A 16,294-nucleotide genomic window follows, 5' to 3' on the forward strand; every position below is an offset into this window, starting at 1 on the left:
AAAACCACCCGTATTTTATTATTTTACGGCCTTGCGTCATTTGATGTTATATTCCTTTGCGGCTTTGCGTGAACCAAACCGCTTTATTAATGAACATGAAAAAAGTAATTTGCTCACTGCTCCTGTGCGGTGTGGTACAGGCAGCAGCATCACAAAGCAGTACACCCATACAGATACATATAGACCTACAACATACAGCGCAAACCATTCACAACTTTGCCGCTTCGGATGCCTGGGCATGTCAGTTTACTGGTAACTGGCCAGACAGTAAAAGAATGCAGATAGCTGATTGGCTGTTTAGCACAGACACCAGCAACAGCGGACAACCCCGCGGAATAGGCCTATCCATGTGGCGGTTTAATATTGGCGCAGGTAGTGCCGAGCAAGGCGAAAGCAGTGGTATCAAAGATGAATGGCGCAGGGCAGAATGTTTTCTGGGAGAGGATCATAGCTACAACTGGCAAAAACAGGCGGGGCAATTATGGTTTTTACAGGCAGCTAAAGCAAGAGGTGTTACCCGGTTCTTAGGATTCCTGAACAGTCCGCCGATAGCATTTACCATCAATGGTAAAGCGTTTGCAGACCATGGCCAATGTAATCTTGCCCCTGATAAATATGAAGCAGTTAGTAATTTTTTGAAAGATGTGATACGCGGTGTACAAAAAAATACCGGGGTAACGCTCGGCTATATCAGCCCGGTGAATGAGCCGCAATGGGACTGGAGCGATGGCGGACAGGAAGGTTGTCCGTACAACAATGAGCAGATATATGGACTTGCAAAAGCGATTGATAAAAAATTCACTGCAGATCAGCTTTCCAGCAGCATACTGCTTACAGAAGCGGGGCAGCTCAATTATTTATATTCCAGCGAAAACAAACCAGATAAAGGCATGCAGATAAAAGCATTTTTTGATCCGCATAGCGCTACATATCTGGGGAATCATAAAAATATTTACCAGGGGATAGCAGCACATAGCTACTTCACTACTTCGCCGGCAGATACAGCTACCGCTATACGAAAAAAAGTGCTGGCGGCACTTAATGGGATAGCATTCTGGCAATCAGAATATTGTATACTGGGTAATAATGCCGGGGAAATGGACGGCAATAAAGCAGACGTGGGTATGGATGCCGCTTTATATATGGCGCGGGTCATCCACACAGATCTCACCGTAGCAAATGCCTCCGCATGGCAATGGTGGCTGGCGGTATCCCCCTATGATTATAAAGACGGACTCATTTACGTAGATAGAAATAAAAAAGATGGACAAATTCACGATACTAAAATGTTGTGGGTGTTTGGTAACTACAGTCGTTTTGTAAGACCCGGTGCTAAAAGGATTGTAGCGGAATTGAACGATAGTACTGCCGCGAAAAACATCTTAGTATCTGCCTATAAAAACACGGACAACCGCGTGGATATTATTGTTATCAACAGCGGCACCACCGCCAGCACCATTGCTATTCAATGCAAAGAGTTGCGTAACAAAAGTATGCGCAGTTATACCACCAATGCTCAGGAAAACCTGCTACCCGGTTATGTTTCCGGCAACACATTTTCTGTGCCACCCCGCTCTGTAGTAACATTGACAGGAAAAATAAATAAGTGATGAAAAAAATTAGTTTAGCTATTTTAATGTTGTTATGCTGTTTCCAGTTAAAGGCGCAGCATACCTTTCAGTTAGGTGACTCTGCCTTTCTGCTGGATGGAAAACCTTTCCAGATGATTTCCGGGGAGATCCACTACCTGCGTGTACCACGTGAGTCGTGGCGCGACCGGATCAGGATGGCCAAAGCAATGGGATTGAACACCATCGGCACCTATGTATTCTGGAACATGCATGAACCTGAGCAGGGGCATTATGATTTTTCCGGTAACAATGATGTGGCTGCATTTGTAAAAATTGCACAGGAAGAAGGGATGTGGGTGATATTACGTCCCAGTCCGTATGCCTGTGCTGAATGGGAGTTTGGTGGATACCCCTACTGGTTGCAGAATAAAAAAGAGCTGGTGGTAAGAAGTAAAGAACCACAGTATTTATCTGCTTATAATAATTATATTAAAGCAGTAGGTAAACACCTGTCGGGCCTGCAAATAAATCATGGTGGTAACATCCTGATGGTGCAGATAGAAAATGAATATGGCTCTTATTCCAATGACAAAGACTACCTGGAAATAAACCGTAAAATGTTTGTGGATGCAGGATTTGACGGATTACTGTATACCTGTGATCCGGCCAACGATGTTGCCAACGGACATTTACCTGGCTTGCTCCCCGCAGTAAATGGTGTGGATGATCCGGTAAAAGTAAAACAACTGGTGAGAGATAATCACAATGGTAAAGGGCCTTTCTACATTGCAGAATGGTACCCTGCCTGGTTCGATTCCTGGGGAGAAAAACACCATACTGTGCCTTACGAAAATTACCTGAGCAGATTAGATCGCGTGTTAGCGGCGGGTATTTCCATCAACATGTATATGTTTCATGGAGGCACTACCAGAGGTTACATGAATGGGGCCAACTATAACGACCAAAGTCCTTACCAGCCACAGATCAGCAGCTACGATTATGATGCACCGCTCGATGAAGCAGGTAATGCCACGCCGAAGTTCATGAAATTCCGGGAAGTGATTGCAAAGCATTTACCAGCCGGGCAAACATTACCAGAGGTGCCTGCTAAAAAACCGGTGATCACGATACCTTCCATTACGTTTAGCCATAGCAATGCGTTATTCAATACTTTACCCCCAGCAGTTAAAAGCGTAGATCCGTTAACGTTTGAGGATCTGCAGCAGGCATATGGATATGTATTATATCGTACTACCGTTACCGGTGGTAAGCAGGCATTGCTGAAAATAAAAGATCTCCGTGATTATGGCCTGATATTTATTAATGGTAAAAGAGCGGCGATACTGGACAGACGTTTAGCACAGGACAGCGCAGTGGTAACACTTCCGGCGGGTAAGGTAACACTGGAAATTCTGGTGGAGAACCTGGGACGCATCAATTTTGGTCCTTATCTCCTGAAAAATAAAAAAGGCATTACCGGCGAGGTATTACTCAATGGCCAAGCCATACATAACTGGCAACAGTTTAAACTACCGTATGATAAACAACCGGCTGTAAAAGCAGGCACTGTTAATGCTGATGCACCGGTATTAAAAGAAGGCAGCTTTGTATTGAACAGTGTAGGCGACACCTACCTGGACATGACAAATTGGGGTAAGGGAGTGGTATGGGTGAACGGACATCACCTGGGCAGGTACTGGCAGGTAGGTCCGCAGCAAACATTATACGTACCGGCGGAATGGCTGAAAACGGGCACCAATAAGGTTACCGTATTGGAAATGATCAAACCTGGTGCAAATACATTACAGGGATTAGATCACCCTATACTGGATGTAATACAGTAACACAAGAAAAGTTTGCAACAGCTATTGGAGCGGGGTGTCCGTTTCAATAGCTGTTGTTTTTATCTTTATAGGGTACCCACCCTTCGCGTTATCCATGAAAAAATTTGCTTTGTTAGCCGTTGCCTTTTTCGCCAGCTTGCCTGTTCTTTCGTCATCAATAACTCTTGGAGCGATTTTTGCAATTTCCACACCATTGCCTTACCGTTTATTTTGTAGCCGATCATCCCGTAATTACCCGATATGAAAAAGTTCATGCTGTTAGCTGTTGCCTGTCTCACTGGTGTTACCAGCTTTTCACAAAGTTTTATGCATGCAATAGGTATATCCACCTTCATTGATCATACTTCCCGGATGAGAAATGTTGTGAGTGCTGCTATTACTTACTCTCCCCGTTTTAACCTGATGGAAACCAAAAAAATGTCGGTATCTGTAGGCATTCCATTGAGTGTGGGTGGTTCCGGCGGTAGTGGTGGTGACTCCGATGGTTACTACGTTGGCGATGACTATTACTATTATGATGATAATGATGATAGGGGGCCTCAAACCAAAGGACGATGGATGGTAGATATCCCCGTTATTATTAACCTGAATTTTGGCGGACTTTCTTCAAAGATCAATGAAAACAAATTTGGCTTTTTTGTGGGTGGTGGCTTTGGCTATCATTATGGCCCGGTAAACCTGGAGCATGTGGACCGTAACGGTAACCACTACACGGATTCCACCATGCAAAACTCCTATGGCCCTATAGGCAACCTGGGTATGCGTATCAAGCTGTCTAAGCGCACTCATGAAGGTATTGACATCAAGTTTTCCTATATGAAAAGTGTGAGCAAAAGACAGCCCGATATTTATGGCGTTGCGGTGATGTATGCTTTTTAATGATTGATATTAATGGCTACCCTGGCAAAGTAAAAAGAGCCTAGTGAGCCCATTTGTACGGACGCATATTTAAACACACCAAAATAACTATTATCATATACCTGTTTATCCGGGAAAACATCCAGGATATTATTGGCGCCGATAGTGATCACCACTGGTTTCAGGGCATAGCTGAGCGACAGGTCGGTGACTACTTTTCCCTTGTGTACCTGTACTTCTCCAAATGGAAAACTATTACGTGACACCTCTCCGAAGTATACATTGCGCAACAATACACTGAATTTCTTATAGCCATAGGTGAGCGATAAATTCGCTTTTACCCTGGGAGTGCCTTCTGTAATCAGGATACTGTCGTTAGGAGAAAAGAAAATCTGCTCCTGTCCTTTTAATCCTGCCGGAATATGCAGATCGCCGGTAATCTTATTTTTGTTGTAGTTGAAGCCCAGTGAAGCATTAAAGCTATGTGGTCCTGTATGGATATTGTAGTCTGCTACCACATCTATCCCTACCGTGCGGGTATCTATGCCATTGCTGAAAAAGCGGGCAGACGTGGCGCCCAGCGGATTAATAATATTTTGTATCGCTGGTACCGGCTCTCCACTGGCATCAAATCCAAAGCTACCGGTGAGTACAATTCTGTTTTTAATGTTAGTCAGGTAACCATCTACTGAAATGCTGAAGTTACGGGCTGCCTGCGCAGTAAAGCCAAGGCTGTAGTTAACGGACGTTTCCTGTTTTAATGTAGGAATACCCAATGCTTTTGCAACATTGCTCTGATTGGTAAAAAATCCGGATTGTCCGAGTGTGTTATCCGGTAAGATATCCGTACTCAGCGCACTGAAATACTGCTGGTGTAAAGAAGGTGCGCGGAAACCATTGCTCACGGCGCCCCGCACGTTAAACACGTCTGATATTTTGTAACGGGTAGCCAGTTTACCACTGAGTGCCGTTCCAAAATCACTGTAATGTTCCAGACGCGCTGCGGCGCTGACCAACCATCTGGAGGTCACATCCAGTTCCCCATCTATATAAATACCTGTATTATTCCTGTTTTTATGAATCGCATTCAGTGGAGAAAAACCGGTAAAAGATTGCGATCCACCGGCCAGGCCGGAAGGATTGGTGACCGTACCATCGGGTTTGGTGACCAGTGCATAATTTTTCCAGGAAGCTTCTTCTCCTTCCCGGATGCGGTAATCATCTACCCTGAATTCGGCGCCAAAGGCCAGGTTGAGGCTTGCTGCTACCTGTGTAAACCGGCGGCTGAAATCCAGGTTAGTTGTATTTTGCAGGAACTCATGTCCGCCGGCTTTAAACGCCGTAGGAGAAGCAGCCTGCAGGGAAGCATTCACTGTATGATCTACCCGGTAATCGAAGCGGTTATCGCCAAGGGTATTGCTTAAGTCTGCCTGCCAGGCGCCCAGCTTATGTTTCAATCCTATTGCAATAGACCGGTCGTGGATACGGGAGTCCGTAGTGGGTTGAAAACCGTCCGGGAAAATGGAGTATACATTCACCGTAGGATCGCTTGGGAGACGCCGGAAACCGAAACCTTGTCCCTGCCGGTAGCTATAGCCCCCGAAGGAATAGAATTCGCTTTTCCCATTGTTAAAAGGCAGCGATAAATTATAGAAAACACCCCCATTTTTAATTTGTGCATCGCCGATCTGGAAATTGAAATCATCTCTTTTCAATCCCTTCTGTTTCAGCATGTCATCGTCATATTTCCGGGAGGCAGCAGGATCGTTGGTAAAATCGTAGGAGAAAAAGTTATCCAGGGCAGACTGATCGAAGATGATCAGGTTATTGTTTTGTGCCCGGGTAGTTTTGCCTCTCTGGTAGGCTTCTCCGCTGATGTTGAGGTAGCCGCCCTTTTTGCCCAGGCTGGTGCCATAGTTCAGGCTTAGCTGCCCCAGGCCACCATCCCCGCGGGAAGTAACGCCACCCGTTACGGCAGCAAACAGCTGATGTGTATTTTGTTTCAGCACAATGTTGATCACCCCTGCAATAGCATCCGAGCCGTATTGTGCAGAAGCGCCATCACGCAGCACTTCCACCCGGTCGATCGCTGAAGCGGGGATGGCATTCAAATCGGTGCCTACAGAGCCATTACCTACCGTTCCCTGGTTATTGACAAGCGAGGTAGTATGACGGCGTTTCCCGTTAATCAGTACCAGCAACTGATCTGGTCCAAGGCCCCGGATACTGGCCGGATCAATATGCTCACTTCCATCGGAGGAGGATTGTCTGTTGGAGTTGAAGGAAGGAGAGATATATTGCAGCAATTGATTCAGGTCATTTTGCGGGGCCAGGATCTGTAATTTAGAGATGTGAAACACATCTACCGGTGCCACCGTATTCAGGCGGATACGGCCGCTGCTGCGGGTACCCACCGTTACAACTTCATTCAGTGTGCGCACCGCAGGAGCAGGAATAGTATCTGCTACCTTTTGGGCTTCTGCAATACCGCTGACCAGTACAAGTAAGGAGGCAGGGAATAAAAATTTTATCATCAGACGTTGGTTATTGTTTGCGTGAAACAGTTACCTCTACACTCCATTCACTCCCACTTCCAATATGATGCGTAGCTGCAAAATCGCCCATATTGAGGGCAAACGACAATTGCATTAAGCTGTTGAGGTAGCTCAATGGCTGGCCTTCTGCTACTGCGCCAAAGGTTTGGCTGTACGGAGCGTTGGTTTCGTATACTTTTTTACCCTTATGGAAGAAAGTTACGTGCAGTACATCGCCGTATTTCAGTTGCAACTGACTTATTAAATCCGCGGTGATATTCGTCCAGATGTTACCATACTGTACATCCAGGATGGAAATGTTTCCTTTCAGCTTTCCACCTTCCAGAACGGCTGTCTGGTAAGGAATGTTTACCACCTCTTTGGGCAATACGGGACCTACCTGTTCGTAGCTGATGGTGCCAGCTGCCAGTCTTGCAGCAGTATAAGCATATACATCCCTGCCATGGAAAGTGTATGATTTCTGGGAATCTTTACGGCGGTTCACGGCTTCGTCAATTTGCCGTATTTCTGCAATGCCGAGTGATTTGGCCACGAGCGTCAGGGTGCCATTATCTGGTGTCACGATAAAATGACCACTATTTGTTTTCAGGACCACTGATTTCCGGCTGGTACCTACCCCAGGATCTACCACRGATACAAACACGGTTCCTGCCGGCCAGTAGGGCACCGTTTGTTCCAGCCGATAAGCTGCTTCCCAGATATTATAGGCGGGTATTTCGTGTGTAAGGTCATATAGTTTCAGGTCGAATGAAACGCCGGAAGCCACGCCCTTCATGGCGGAAACGGCACCATCTTTCAGGCCGAAGTCGGATTGGAAAACCACAATCTTGTTTTGAGCAAATCCATAGCTGGTCACCAAAACGAGTACCAGGCTGCTGATAAAACGGTGTAAGTCTTTTCTCATGGGTGTTAGTTAGTCTACAAATTTAGTAGATTATTAGGAAATCAGTAAAAATTCTTACCTTGAAGGTAAGATTACCTTTATAATGAAGTACCAGGAACTACCACCACCATCTTATCTTAAAAACCATGTCCGTTATTTCTGGACACTGGAGAGTAGTGGTACCGAACATATACCTCATATATTCGGGCCTGTAGCCGATGGCTGTCCCGGATTAATTTTTCAGCAATCACCCAACAGTACTTTTTTCCTGGACAATAAACAATTGCCGGATCTATTGTTGTACGGTCAGACGACCAGGTACACAGAATTACATTTAACAGGTATTTTTTGTTCCATAGGCGTTTGTTGTTATCCCAATGCATTGAAATCTATTTTCGGATTAAATGCGGATGAACTGACCAATACCTGTTTAGATCTGGATTTACTGGAAGCTTCCAAAGATTTTTATCTCGCTGAGAAATTATCTGATACCACTTCTATGGCGGGAAAAATTGATGTAATCGCAGCATTTTTGTTTAACCAGATCAACAAAAACGAGGGGGCAGCAGATGATATCACACAGTTTGCGTTATCCCGTATTATACAATCCAACGGCAGCATTTCGTTAAAAGATCTGCAGGAACAATTGCAGTTAACGGAAAGAAGTTTTGAGCGCCGGTTCAAACAGGGCGTAGGCATCTCTCCCAAATTATTTTCCCGGATATGCCGTTTTCAAAATTCATTAGCGCAGTTGAGGAGCAACAATTACAGCAAGCTATCTGATATTGCTTTCGAAAACGATTATGCCGACCAATCCCACTACATACGCGCCTTCAAAGAGTTTGCAGGCTTCTCCCCTTATCAGTATCAAAAAAAATCTTCTGAAGTAACGGCTAATTTTCTGTTGATGGCCAAATAGGTGTTTGTCTTATCGGCGGGTTCCTTTAAATTGGGCCGTAAATAAAGAAAAAGACTGTATGGAGATATTTGTATCTACCGCCCGATTGATTCTGAGAGAATTGATTCCGGCCGATGCCCCCGGCATGTTTGAGCTGGACTCAGACCCGGAAGTGCAGCGGTACCTAGCCAACCAGCTCATTACCACCATGGAAGAAGCCCGTGAAAAAATCAATTTTATCCGGCAGCAATACAAAGAGAATGGTATTGGAAGATGGGCAGTCATTGAAAAAGATACCAACAATTTTGTGGGTTGGGCTGGATTAAAGCTGATCACCACACCATTTAACAACCATGTAAATTACTATGATCTGGGTTATCGGTTTATAAAAAAATACTGGGGCAGGGGCTATGCCACTGAATGCACCATCGCTTCACTGAACTATGGATTTAATCAATTGAATCCGGATGTTATTTATGCCTGTGCAGACGTAGAGAATATCGGCTCCAACCGGGTGTTGGAAAAAACCGGATTTAAAATGCAGGAAACTTTTCATCTCGACCAGGTGCTTCATAACTGGTTTAAGATCAGCCGGGAAGAGTGGGCACAACGTTACTGAGCGGGCCATACTGACTGAGGTGTAGTTACAGCGGGCTGCATTAACTTGCTGTACACTAATAAGGAGCCAACCCTTTACCCTCAAAATCAGTATCCCATTTATGAAGATTAACAGCATACAGTTCTTACGCGCGATAGCAGTCATTCTCGTTGTACACGTACATGCTATTGATACTCAGGAAGCCTTTTCTGTATCTCATCAGCAAAAATTTTATTTCCTGGAAAACTTTGGCGCCATAGGTGTGGACCTGTTTTTTGGGATATCTGGTTTTATCATCAGTTACGTGGCGAACAGCTATTTTGGAGCAAAAGAAGGTGTTGATTTTCTGAAGAAGCGTTTTTTAAGAATCAATCCTATTTATTATGTGGCCAGTTTGCTGTTCATGGTGATGTTTTGTTTGTTTGATAAGTTCTTTCCTGTGATAGCGGTATTAAATGGCTTGAGAGATACAGCGTTGATGTTACCGGTGTTGAACTCGCAGAAGTGGCTGGGACCTATTTTGATAGTGGGTTGGTCACTCAGTTATGAGTGGTGGTTCTACGTGTTGTTTTTCCTGCTGATTTTATGCCGTGTAAAAAATAAGGCATTATTGCTGTTACTTGTTATTCCCACGCTGGTAGTTATAGGCCGGCTTTTACATCCTACTGATTTCAGGCTGATATTCTATACCAATCCAATTATGCTGGAGTTTCTCTTTGGTGTAATTATTTACTGGCTGTACCGGCATGCCAGAGTGGCTACCGGGGTGGCCGCGCTACTGCTGATACTGGGCCTGGCAGGATATGTTTATAATATCATTTATGGTTTTGGAGACATTTCAGAATTAAGCAGTGTAACCAGTGGTACCGGTAGTTTGAAACGGGTATTGCTGTGGGGATTGCCCAGTGCATTTATTTTGGCCGGCAGTATTTTCCTGGAAAAGAAAGGAGTATTTGCCAGACTATGGAACAACCGCTTTGGTCTCCTGGTAGGGGATGCGTCTTATTCTATTTATTTAACCCACTACACACTCTTTTACGTATTGACACAGGTGTATATACAAACTGGCTTCTTCTGGAATCCGGATCTTTCCATATTGGTGCATATGGTGCTGGCAGTGGGAGCGGGCATTTTTTTCTATCTGAAGGTAGAACGCCCATTGATAAAGCTGCTGCATTCCAAGCCACCTGTACAACAACCTCCTGTTCACGCTGCTATGCCATGACTCAATATCAGGGGGTATTGGGTAACCAGCCCCCTCTTTTCATCCACCAGATCATAGGATCCAGCCATTCGTATATGGGTAACCGTTGGGTAAATCCGTGGTTGCCTGTGGGAAACAGGTGCAGTTCTGCAGGAATTCCCCCCTTCAGCATGGCCTGATAGAAGGCTACACTGTTATCGACACTTACCACCATATCATCGTTGGCATGTGTAATATAAGCGGGTGGTGTATTATTGTTGACCCATTCCTCATTGGAAAAGAACGCAATTTTTTCTGCGGTAGGAGACTCTCCGATCAGGTTGATTTTTGAACCTACATGAGCGAGGTCTTTGTTCATGCTGATAACAGGATATACCAGGATCATAAAATCCGGGCGCAGGTTCGTATTTTCTTTATTGGGAATATAGCTTCTGGCACTATGGGTTCCCAGCGTGGACGCTAAGTGCCCACCGGCGGAATAACCGGCAATACCTATCTTACTCTTATCCAGCCCCCACTTATCGGCATTCATCCTTACCAGTTTAATCGCCTGCTGGGCATCCTGTAAGGGCCCCATGCTTTTATCGCGCATGGTGGCGTCTGAAGGCAGTCTGTATTTAACCACGAAGGCCGTCACCCCTTTGGTTTTAAATGCTTCTGCTATTTTAATACCTTCTTCATCGAAGGCGAGGAAAGCATAGGCGCCGCCGGGAAAGATGATCACGGCTGTCCCATTGGGCTTTTCCGGTTTATAAATAGAAATAGTAGGTGCATCTGCGGGAGCTGTTTTGCCTATACTGTTGGGAATAGAATCTTTGTATAGAGGTAATATTTCCTGGGCTTTTAAACGGCTAACAAATAGTGCCAGCGGAAAAACAAGAAGGGCTAAAAGCTTTTTCATGCGCAGATAATTATGTTGAATTATCTGTCAAAAGAAAAATTTTTAGCCCCCAAGTCTGTTTTAGAATTCAGAAAGTAAAATGATTAACAATTGCTTCACCATTTTTCTGCCACCGCCAGCAGGTACCAGGCAGCATGTGGTAGCCACTGTTCAGCCCAGCGCCAGTCGTAGTCTTTCCCGGTACTGGCGTAGGAAAGATTGAAATCAATATCTGCTTCATTCTCCAGTCCGGAGGTGATACCGTTTACAATTCCACCCGGCGCATTGGTATATTCAAATGTGCCAAAGAAGCCGTAGGCGGGATTATTATGACCACTACCCTGTAACATACAGGCATCATAGGGGTTGAGTCCCAGGATCCAGTTGAGCTGGTTGAGTGCCAGCGTTTCCAGACTGTCGTGCAGGGGTTTGTCTGCTTCAAAGAAATGCGCGGCCATTCTGGCGGCAGCGGCAATAGAGCCCAGTCTTGCATTTTCACCCTGCCACCAGGGAGATGCCTCACTACCATGCGGGAAGAAGAAAGTCGTTTTCCTGATCCCGGCCGTATCTTCTGTGTACTGCCGGCTGTAGCCAAACGGATTATTTACTTCTGCCGTTAGTGCCAGTTCATACTGCATATATTTGCGGATCGTTTCTTTTAACCGGGATTGCACATCAGCCGGCGCCAACGGATAAAAGTTCAATAAGCTGATCACGGGTAAACCGGCATCTGACGGATGAAAGAAAGGTCTGTCTTTATCATCTGCCCGGAAATAATTGGCATATTTGCCACTGGTGATCAGCCGGTCCATCAATTGCTGCGCTCTTTTGCCGGCAGCAGCCAGGTATCCGGGTTTCTTTGTGGCCTTGTACAATTCCGTTGCAGCACTCAATGCGCAATAATCATCTACAATATTCTCTTTACCATCATTGGTCATTTTGCTGTTTTCCTTTTCCAGGAAGGCAAAAGCATCTTCTGCTGTTTTTAGATAAATAGCATTAGTGTATTCACCGGAGGTATCATAAGTGGAAGCAATGGCCAGTGCCGCAATAGAGAGGCCCGCTCCTGAGCGGTAACTGGACTGGTAGCTACGCCAGCTACTGTTTTCCACGGTGCTGCTGAAAGCCTGGTCTTTTGATTGTTTAATGCGATAGCCTTTATCTTCTTCACGGATCACGCGGTCTTTCGCCTGCTTGCCCGCGCCCGGAGCGTGTACAGAACGGTAAAAGGAACCATTGGGCGCTTTCAGCCGCACCAGGTAATCAGCGCCATACATCGCTTCGTCGAGTATTCTCCGGAGATATTGCCGGTAATCGGTACCTGGCTTTTGTTTTAATAAGGCTTCCGTTTTCAGCAAACTCCACACAGTAAGGGAAATCTGCTGTGGGTTAAAATAGGTGGAAAAAGACAGGTGAGAAAGATGTTTACCGTAGTCACCGGTCGCATCATACCAACCTCCGTGGGCGTCTATGGTATCTGTTGTTTTACCGGATAGCAGCAGGTGATGATCTGCCTGATCCAACAGCCCGGAGCTTCTTTGTCCTTTAAAGTAATAGATAACATCCGAGATGGTAGCCTGTTCCAGTACGTTTTTATTAATAGAGAAAGGATAGGAAGATACTGACTTACCAGCTACGTTGATGCGTACCAGGTAGTTCCCGGTCGTTTTAAATGCGCTGAAATCGATGGTCCAGAACAGCCAGTGTTTCCATTGACTCACCGGACCGCTGTAAGTGACTTTTCCTTCGTATACTTTTTTCCCTGTTGCCGTTTCCAGCAGTTCAAAACTATTAATGGGTGCTTTTGTTTCGGCAATCACAATAGCTTGCTTAGGCTGATTGTATTCATAACCGATATGATTGATGAGTACTTTAATGGGCTGGGCAACTATTAGTCCTGGTAGCAATAGCAACAGGAAGGATGCAATGCGTATGGAAAATTTCATGATGGATAATTGTAAGGAGATAAGGTTTGTGATAGTAATATCTCCCTAAAATAATCAATCAGACATTAAGATCCTCAAATATTACATGGATGAAGGGGCGATTGCGACTAAAAATAATTAGCAATAAATTATTAATTATCAATTAGTTAAAAACAACCCGTCACGTTTTTTGAAAAAAAACAGGCTATCCTGTCACGTTTTGCTCCTGTGTTCTGTCTTATTACCGTAACACATCAATTAAAAAATAAAAACGACACCAAATGGAACAGAGAATTTCTTATCAGGATACGACCAAAGGGCTTTTTGACGGATTAATGAAGACAGAATTTTACTTCAAAAAATCAGGGGCCGACCTGAAATTGCTGGAGCTGATGAAATACAGAATATCCCAGATCAATGGTTGCGCCTATTGCCTGGATGCACATCATAAAGAATCCATCCACATGGGAGAAACAGAGCTGCGTCTGCATTCATTAGTGGCCTGGAGAGAATGTCCGTACTACAGCGATAAAGAAAGAGCTGCACTGGCCCTCGCTGAAGTGCTGACGAACACCAGCCGGGAAGAAGTAAGTGACGAATTGTATACCACTTTATCCGGCTTATTTACCAAGGCTGAAATAGCCGATCTGACAGTAGCTATTGCTCAGATCAATGCATGGAACAGGATTAACAAAGCATTTCGCACTACACCCGGTAATTATAAAGTAGGACAGTTTTAAACATATACATGATGACACATTCCAATAAAAACAATCAACATAAAATGGCCTTCATTATCTGGCTGGCCATTTTTCCCCTGATCACCCTTACATTCTATTTATTCGGCGACCTGTTGATGTTGCTGCCGCTGGTATTAAGAACATTTATATTGACAATCATTATAGTTCCAACAGTATTCTATATTATTGTGCCCTTATATACCCGCCTCTTATCGGGCTGGTTCAAATAACCTAAATCATCTGTGGTGAAAGATTATCAGACTATATTATTTCCGTACGCCTATAATATCTTAGGGGCTGTTGAAGATGCTAAGGATGCCATTCAGGATGTATTATACAATTACCTGGCAGCTTCCAGGGAGGGCATAGAAAATGAGAAGAACTACCTGATTAAAAGTGTGATTAACCAGGCCCTCAATATCAAGCAAAAGAAAAAGCAGGTAAAGCTGGGAGATGTGTGGCTACCCGAGCCGGTAGCTACAGAAGGAGCAGATACTAATATCAATCTGCATGATATTGCGTCCTATTCTATGCTGGTGTTACTGGAGCAACTCAATCCAAAAGAGCGGGCCGTATTTATTCTGAAAGAGAGTTTTGGCTATTCGCACGAAGAAATTGCGGAAGTACTGGCTATCACCACAGAAGGATCCCGGAAGCTGCTGAGCAGGGCACGTACAAGACTAAACGAATCGCGGCAACCCGCTACCAACCGGAAAGTAGTTCCATCCGATATGCTGAACAATTTTATTCATGCTATCAGGAGCCGGGATACACATGCCCTTGAAAACCTGCTCTCCCGCGATGTTACCTTCTTTGCAGATGGCGGTAGCAAGATGAGCGTAGTGAAAAAGATTTCTATTGGCTTGCAGGAAGTGGCGGAACTGTTACTCTATATTTATGAGAAATATGACTCGGGCTTCAGGGTAGAAACGGCCGAAATCAATCACCAGCCTGCGTTGCTGTATTACAATGACACCGCACTGGTGGCCTGTCAGATATTGAGTGTGTCAGCGGAAGATGGGAAGATATTCCAGGTCAGCAATGTGGTAGACCCGGACAAGCTGAAATCTTTTTCGGTAAAATAAAACAGTGATGGGTGGAGCAGCAAAACTGTCTCCACCCGCAACGTGATCATGTTTCTCCCGGTCGTCAACATTGATGTCCTTTTGCGGTTAATATCTCTCTTCACTATTAACCGATATTTAATTTTCACTGCGATGCAAAAACGATTTTCCGGTGTATTTTTAAGTATAAACATTTTCCACTATGAAGCAGAAAACCCTTTTTCTGGCCCTGGCCGCGTTCTCCCTTTTTGGTTGTAAAAAAGACCTGGTAAACCCAACTGCCAATACCGGCATTGAAACAGGAAAAAACAGCCTCACTGCCAACACGCTCACCGTATCGCTCACCGCATGGATGGGATCTATTGCCGACAATACCAATATCAGCAATTTATCTATTCCAGGTACGCATGATAGCGGCGCCCGAAATGAGCCCATTGGCGGTACTGCCAAATGTCAGAATCTCAGCATCCGTGAACAACTGGATGCAGGTACCCGTTTCCTCGACATCAGATGCCGTCACATTGGAGATGCTTTTGCTATCCACCACGGTTCTATTTATCAGAACCTAAACTTCACAGATGTATTAACCGCCTGTTATGACTTCCTCGCCGCCAATCCTACAGAAACCATTGTGATGTGCGTGAAAGAGGAATATGATCCTACCAACAACACCCGCTCATTTGAACAAACATTTGACAGCTACACCGCACTGCAACCATCAAAATGGTACCTAGGTGATGCGGTGCCTAACCTTGGCCAGGTACGAGGTAAAATTGTACTGCTGAGAAGATTCGGCGCTTCCAGTACACCTAAAGGTATTGAAGCAACTAACTGGTCCGATAATACCACCTTCTCTATCAACAACGCCAACTCCAGTTTACGTGTACAGGATCAATATGTAGTTCCTGACAATAATGCTAAATGGACCGGCATCACTAATTTATTAACTGAGGCCAAAAATGGTAGCCAGTCAGTATTGTACATCAACTTCACCAGTGGTTATAAATCATTGATCTTTGGTATTCCAAGTATTACCACTGTTTCCAATAATATTAATCCACGGATCAATACTTACTTCACCACTAATACACATGGCAGGTACGGGATTCTTCCAATGGATTTTGCCGCAGCAGACAGGAATACGTTGATTATTAATACGAATTTCTAGGGTAGAAAGTAATTTGCTATTTTAAAAAAATATGGTCATCATGTTGATGACCATATTTTTTTAATTGTTGATATAACACACTTATAAGGTATCCTAATTATAAAAC

The 16,294-nt window shown here is 44.7% G+C and carries 14 protein-coding genes; 10 read left to right on the top strand and 4 right to left on the bottom strand.

All coding sequences use genetic code 11. From position 1 onward, the window contains the following. Positions 1 to 95 precede the first annotated feature (95 nt). The 3 genes from AC1DP6_RS07470 (at position 96) to AC1DP6_RS07480 (ending at position 4,294) form a co-directional block, all read left to right on the top strand. On the top strand, positions 96 to 1,610 hold the full coding sequence (locus AC1DP6_RS07470) for a glycoside hydrolase family 30 protein (RefSeq protein WP_477054256.1): 1,515 nt from the start codon (positions 96 to 98) through the stop codon (positions 1,608 to 1,610). Beyond that, positions 1,610 to 3,415: a glycoside hydrolase family 35 protein gene (locus tag AC1DP6_RS07475; protein ID WP_477054257.1), complete on the top strand. Its 1,806-nt coding sequence runs from the start codon at positions 1,610 to 1,612 to the stop codon at positions 3,413 to 3,415. The genes AC1DP6_RS07470 and AC1DP6_RS07475 overlap by 1 nt, the downstream gene beginning before the upstream one ends. Before the next feature lie 240 nt (positions 3,416 to 3,655). Next, positions 3,656 to 4,294 (top strand): hypothetical protein, encoded by a 639-nt coding sequence (locus AC1DP6_RS07480; protein WP_477054258.1) that lies wholly within the window; start codon positions 3,656 to 3,658, stop codon positions 4,292 to 4,294. Here the strand turns inward: AC1DP6_RS07480 and AC1DP6_RS07485 are convergent. Next, the gene (locus AC1DP6_RS07485) at positions 4,291 to 6,807 is read right to left on the bottom strand and encodes a TonB-dependent receptor plug domain-containing protein (RefSeq protein WP_477054259.1); all 2,517 of its coding nucleotides are present in this window, start codon (positions 6,805 to 6,807) and stop codon (positions 4,291 to 4,293) included. The genes AC1DP6_RS07480 and AC1DP6_RS07485 overlap by 4 nt on opposite strands. A 10-nt stretch (positions 6,808 to 6,817) precedes the next feature. Next, positions 6,818 to 7,732, bottom strand: a complete 915-nt coding sequence (locus AC1DP6_RS07490; RefSeq protein ID WP_477054260.1) for an SAM hydrolase/SAM-dependent halogenase family protein — start codon at positions 7,730 to 7,732, stop codon at positions 6,818 to 6,820. A gap of 82 nt (positions 7,733 to 7,814) precedes the next feature. Here AC1DP6_RS07490 and AC1DP6_RS07495 point away from each other — a divergent pair, with 82 nt between their 5' ends. The 3 genes from AC1DP6_RS07495 to AC1DP6_RS07505 all read left to right on the top strand — a co-directional run bounded on the left by AC1DP6_RS07495 (position 7,815) and on the right by AC1DP6_RS07505 (position 10,432). Continuing rightward, positions 7,815 to 8,630: a DUF6597 domain-containing transcriptional factor gene (locus tag AC1DP6_RS07495; protein ID WP_477054261.1), complete on the top strand. Its 816-nt coding sequence runs from the start codon at positions 7,815 to 7,817 to the stop codon at positions 8,628 to 8,630. Between the two features lie 58 nt (positions 8,631 to 8,688). Beyond that, a complete protein-coding gene (locus tag AC1DP6_RS07500; protein WP_477054262.1) occupies positions 8,689 to 9,228 on the top strand; it encodes a GNAT family N-acetyltransferase in 540 nt (179 codons plus the stop codon). Positions 9,229 to 9,328: 100 nt separating this feature from the next. Next, a complete protein-coding gene (locus AC1DP6_RS07505) occupies positions 9,329 to 10,432 on the top strand; it encodes an acyltransferase family protein (RefSeq protein WP_477054263.1) in 1,104 nt (367 codons plus the stop codon). A gap of 7 nt (positions 10,433 to 10,439) precedes the next feature. Here AC1DP6_RS07505 and AC1DP6_RS07510 read toward each other — a convergent pair whose 3' ends face one another. After that, on the bottom strand, positions 10,440 to 11,312 hold the full coding sequence (locus AC1DP6_RS07510) for an alpha/beta hydrolase (RefSeq protein ID WP_477054264.1): 873 nt from the start codon (positions 11,310 to 11,312) through the stop codon (positions 10,440 to 10,442). Positions 11,313 to 11,407: 95 nt separating this feature from the next. Beyond that, positions 11,408 to 13,237, bottom strand: a complete 1,830-nt coding sequence (locus AC1DP6_RS07515; protein ID WP_477054265.1) for a glycoside hydrolase family 9 protein — start codon at positions 13,235 to 13,237, stop codon at positions 11,408 to 11,410. A 260-nt stretch (positions 13,238 to 13,497) separates the two neighbouring features. Here AC1DP6_RS07515 and AC1DP6_RS07520 point away from each other — a divergent pair, with 260 nt between their 5' ends. The 4 genes from AC1DP6_RS07520 (at position 13,498) to AC1DP6_RS07535 (ending at position 16,188) form a co-directional block, all read left to right on the top strand. Then, positions 13,498 to 13,956 (top strand): carboxymuconolactone decarboxylase family protein, encoded by a 459-nt coding sequence (locus AC1DP6_RS07520; RefSeq protein ID WP_477023231.1) that lies wholly within the window; start codon positions 13,498 to 13,500, stop codon positions 13,954 to 13,956. Between the two features lie 8 nt (positions 13,957 to 13,964). Further along, entirely contained in the window at positions 13,965 to 14,186 is a 222-nt protein-coding gene (locus AC1DP6_RS07525) for a hypothetical protein (protein WP_477054266.1), read from the top strand. A gap of 15 nt (positions 14,187 to 14,201) precedes the next feature. Beyond that, positions 14,202 to 15,041: a sigma-70 family RNA polymerase sigma factor gene (locus AC1DP6_RS07530; protein WP_477054267.1), complete on the top strand. Its 840-nt coding sequence runs from the start codon at positions 14,202 to 14,204 to the stop codon at positions 15,039 to 15,041. Between the two features lie 181 nt (positions 15,042 to 15,222). Continuing rightward, positions 15,223 to 16,188 (top strand): phosphatidylinositol-specific phospholipase C, encoded by a 966-nt coding sequence (locus AC1DP6_RS07535; protein ID WP_477054268.1) that lies wholly within the window; start codon positions 15,223 to 15,225, stop codon positions 16,186 to 16,188. Positions 16,189 to 16,294 lie beyond the last annotated feature (106 nt).

It is taken from the genome of Chitinophaga sp. 01L420 (assembly GCF_056399985.1).

What these genes read in the sequence shown, in the direction of transcription:
- AC1DP6_RS07470 (WP_477054256.1), top strand. Translation starts at nt 96, where the DNA reads ATGAAAAAAGTAATTTGCTCACTGCTCCTGTGCGGTGTGGTACAGGCA.
- AC1DP6_RS07475 (WP_477054257.1), top strand. Translation starts at nt 1,610, where the DNA reads ATGAAAAAAATTAGTTTAGCTATTTTAATGTTGTTATGCTGTTTCCAG.
- AC1DP6_RS07480 (WP_477054258.1), top strand. Translation starts at nt 3,656, where the DNA reads ATGAAAAAGTTCATGCTGTTAGCTGTTGCCTGTCTCACTGGTGTTACC.
- AC1DP6_RS07485 (WP_477054259.1), bottom strand. Translation starts at nt 6,807, where the DNA reads ATGATAAAATTTTTATTCCCTGCCTCCTTACTTGTACTGGTCAGCGGT.
- AC1DP6_RS07495 (WP_477054261.1), top strand. Translation starts at nt 7,815, where the DNA reads ATGAAGTACCAGGAACTACCACCACCATCTTATCTTAAAAACCATGTC.
- AC1DP6_RS07500 (WP_477054262.1), top strand. Translation starts at nt 8,689, where the DNA reads ATGGAGATATTTGTATCTACCGCCCGATTGATTCTGAGAGAATTGATT.
- AC1DP6_RS07505 (WP_477054263.1), top strand. Translation starts at nt 9,329, where the DNA reads ATGAAGATTAACAGCATACAGTTCTTACGCGCGATAGCAGTCATTCTC.
- AC1DP6_RS07510 (WP_477054264.1), bottom strand. Translation starts at nt 11,312, where the DNA reads ATGAAAAAGCTTTTAGCCCTTCTTGTTTTTCCGCTGGCACTATTTGTT.
- AC1DP6_RS07515 (WP_477054265.1), bottom strand. Translation starts at nt 13,237, where the DNA reads ATGAAATTTTCCATACGCATTGCATCCTTCCTGTTGCTATTGCTACCA.
- AC1DP6_RS07520 (WP_477023231.1), top strand. Translation starts at nt 13,498, where the DNA reads ATGGAACAGAGAATTTCTTATCAGGATACGACCAAAGGGCTTTTTGAC.
- AC1DP6_RS07525 (WP_477054266.1), top strand. Translation starts at nt 13,965, where the DNA reads ATGATGACACATTCCAATAAAAACAATCAACATAAAATGGCCTTCATT.
- AC1DP6_RS07535 (WP_477054268.1), top strand. Translation starts at nt 15,223, where the DNA reads ATGAAGCAGAAAACCCTTTTTCTGGCCCTGGCCGCGTTCTCCCTTTTT.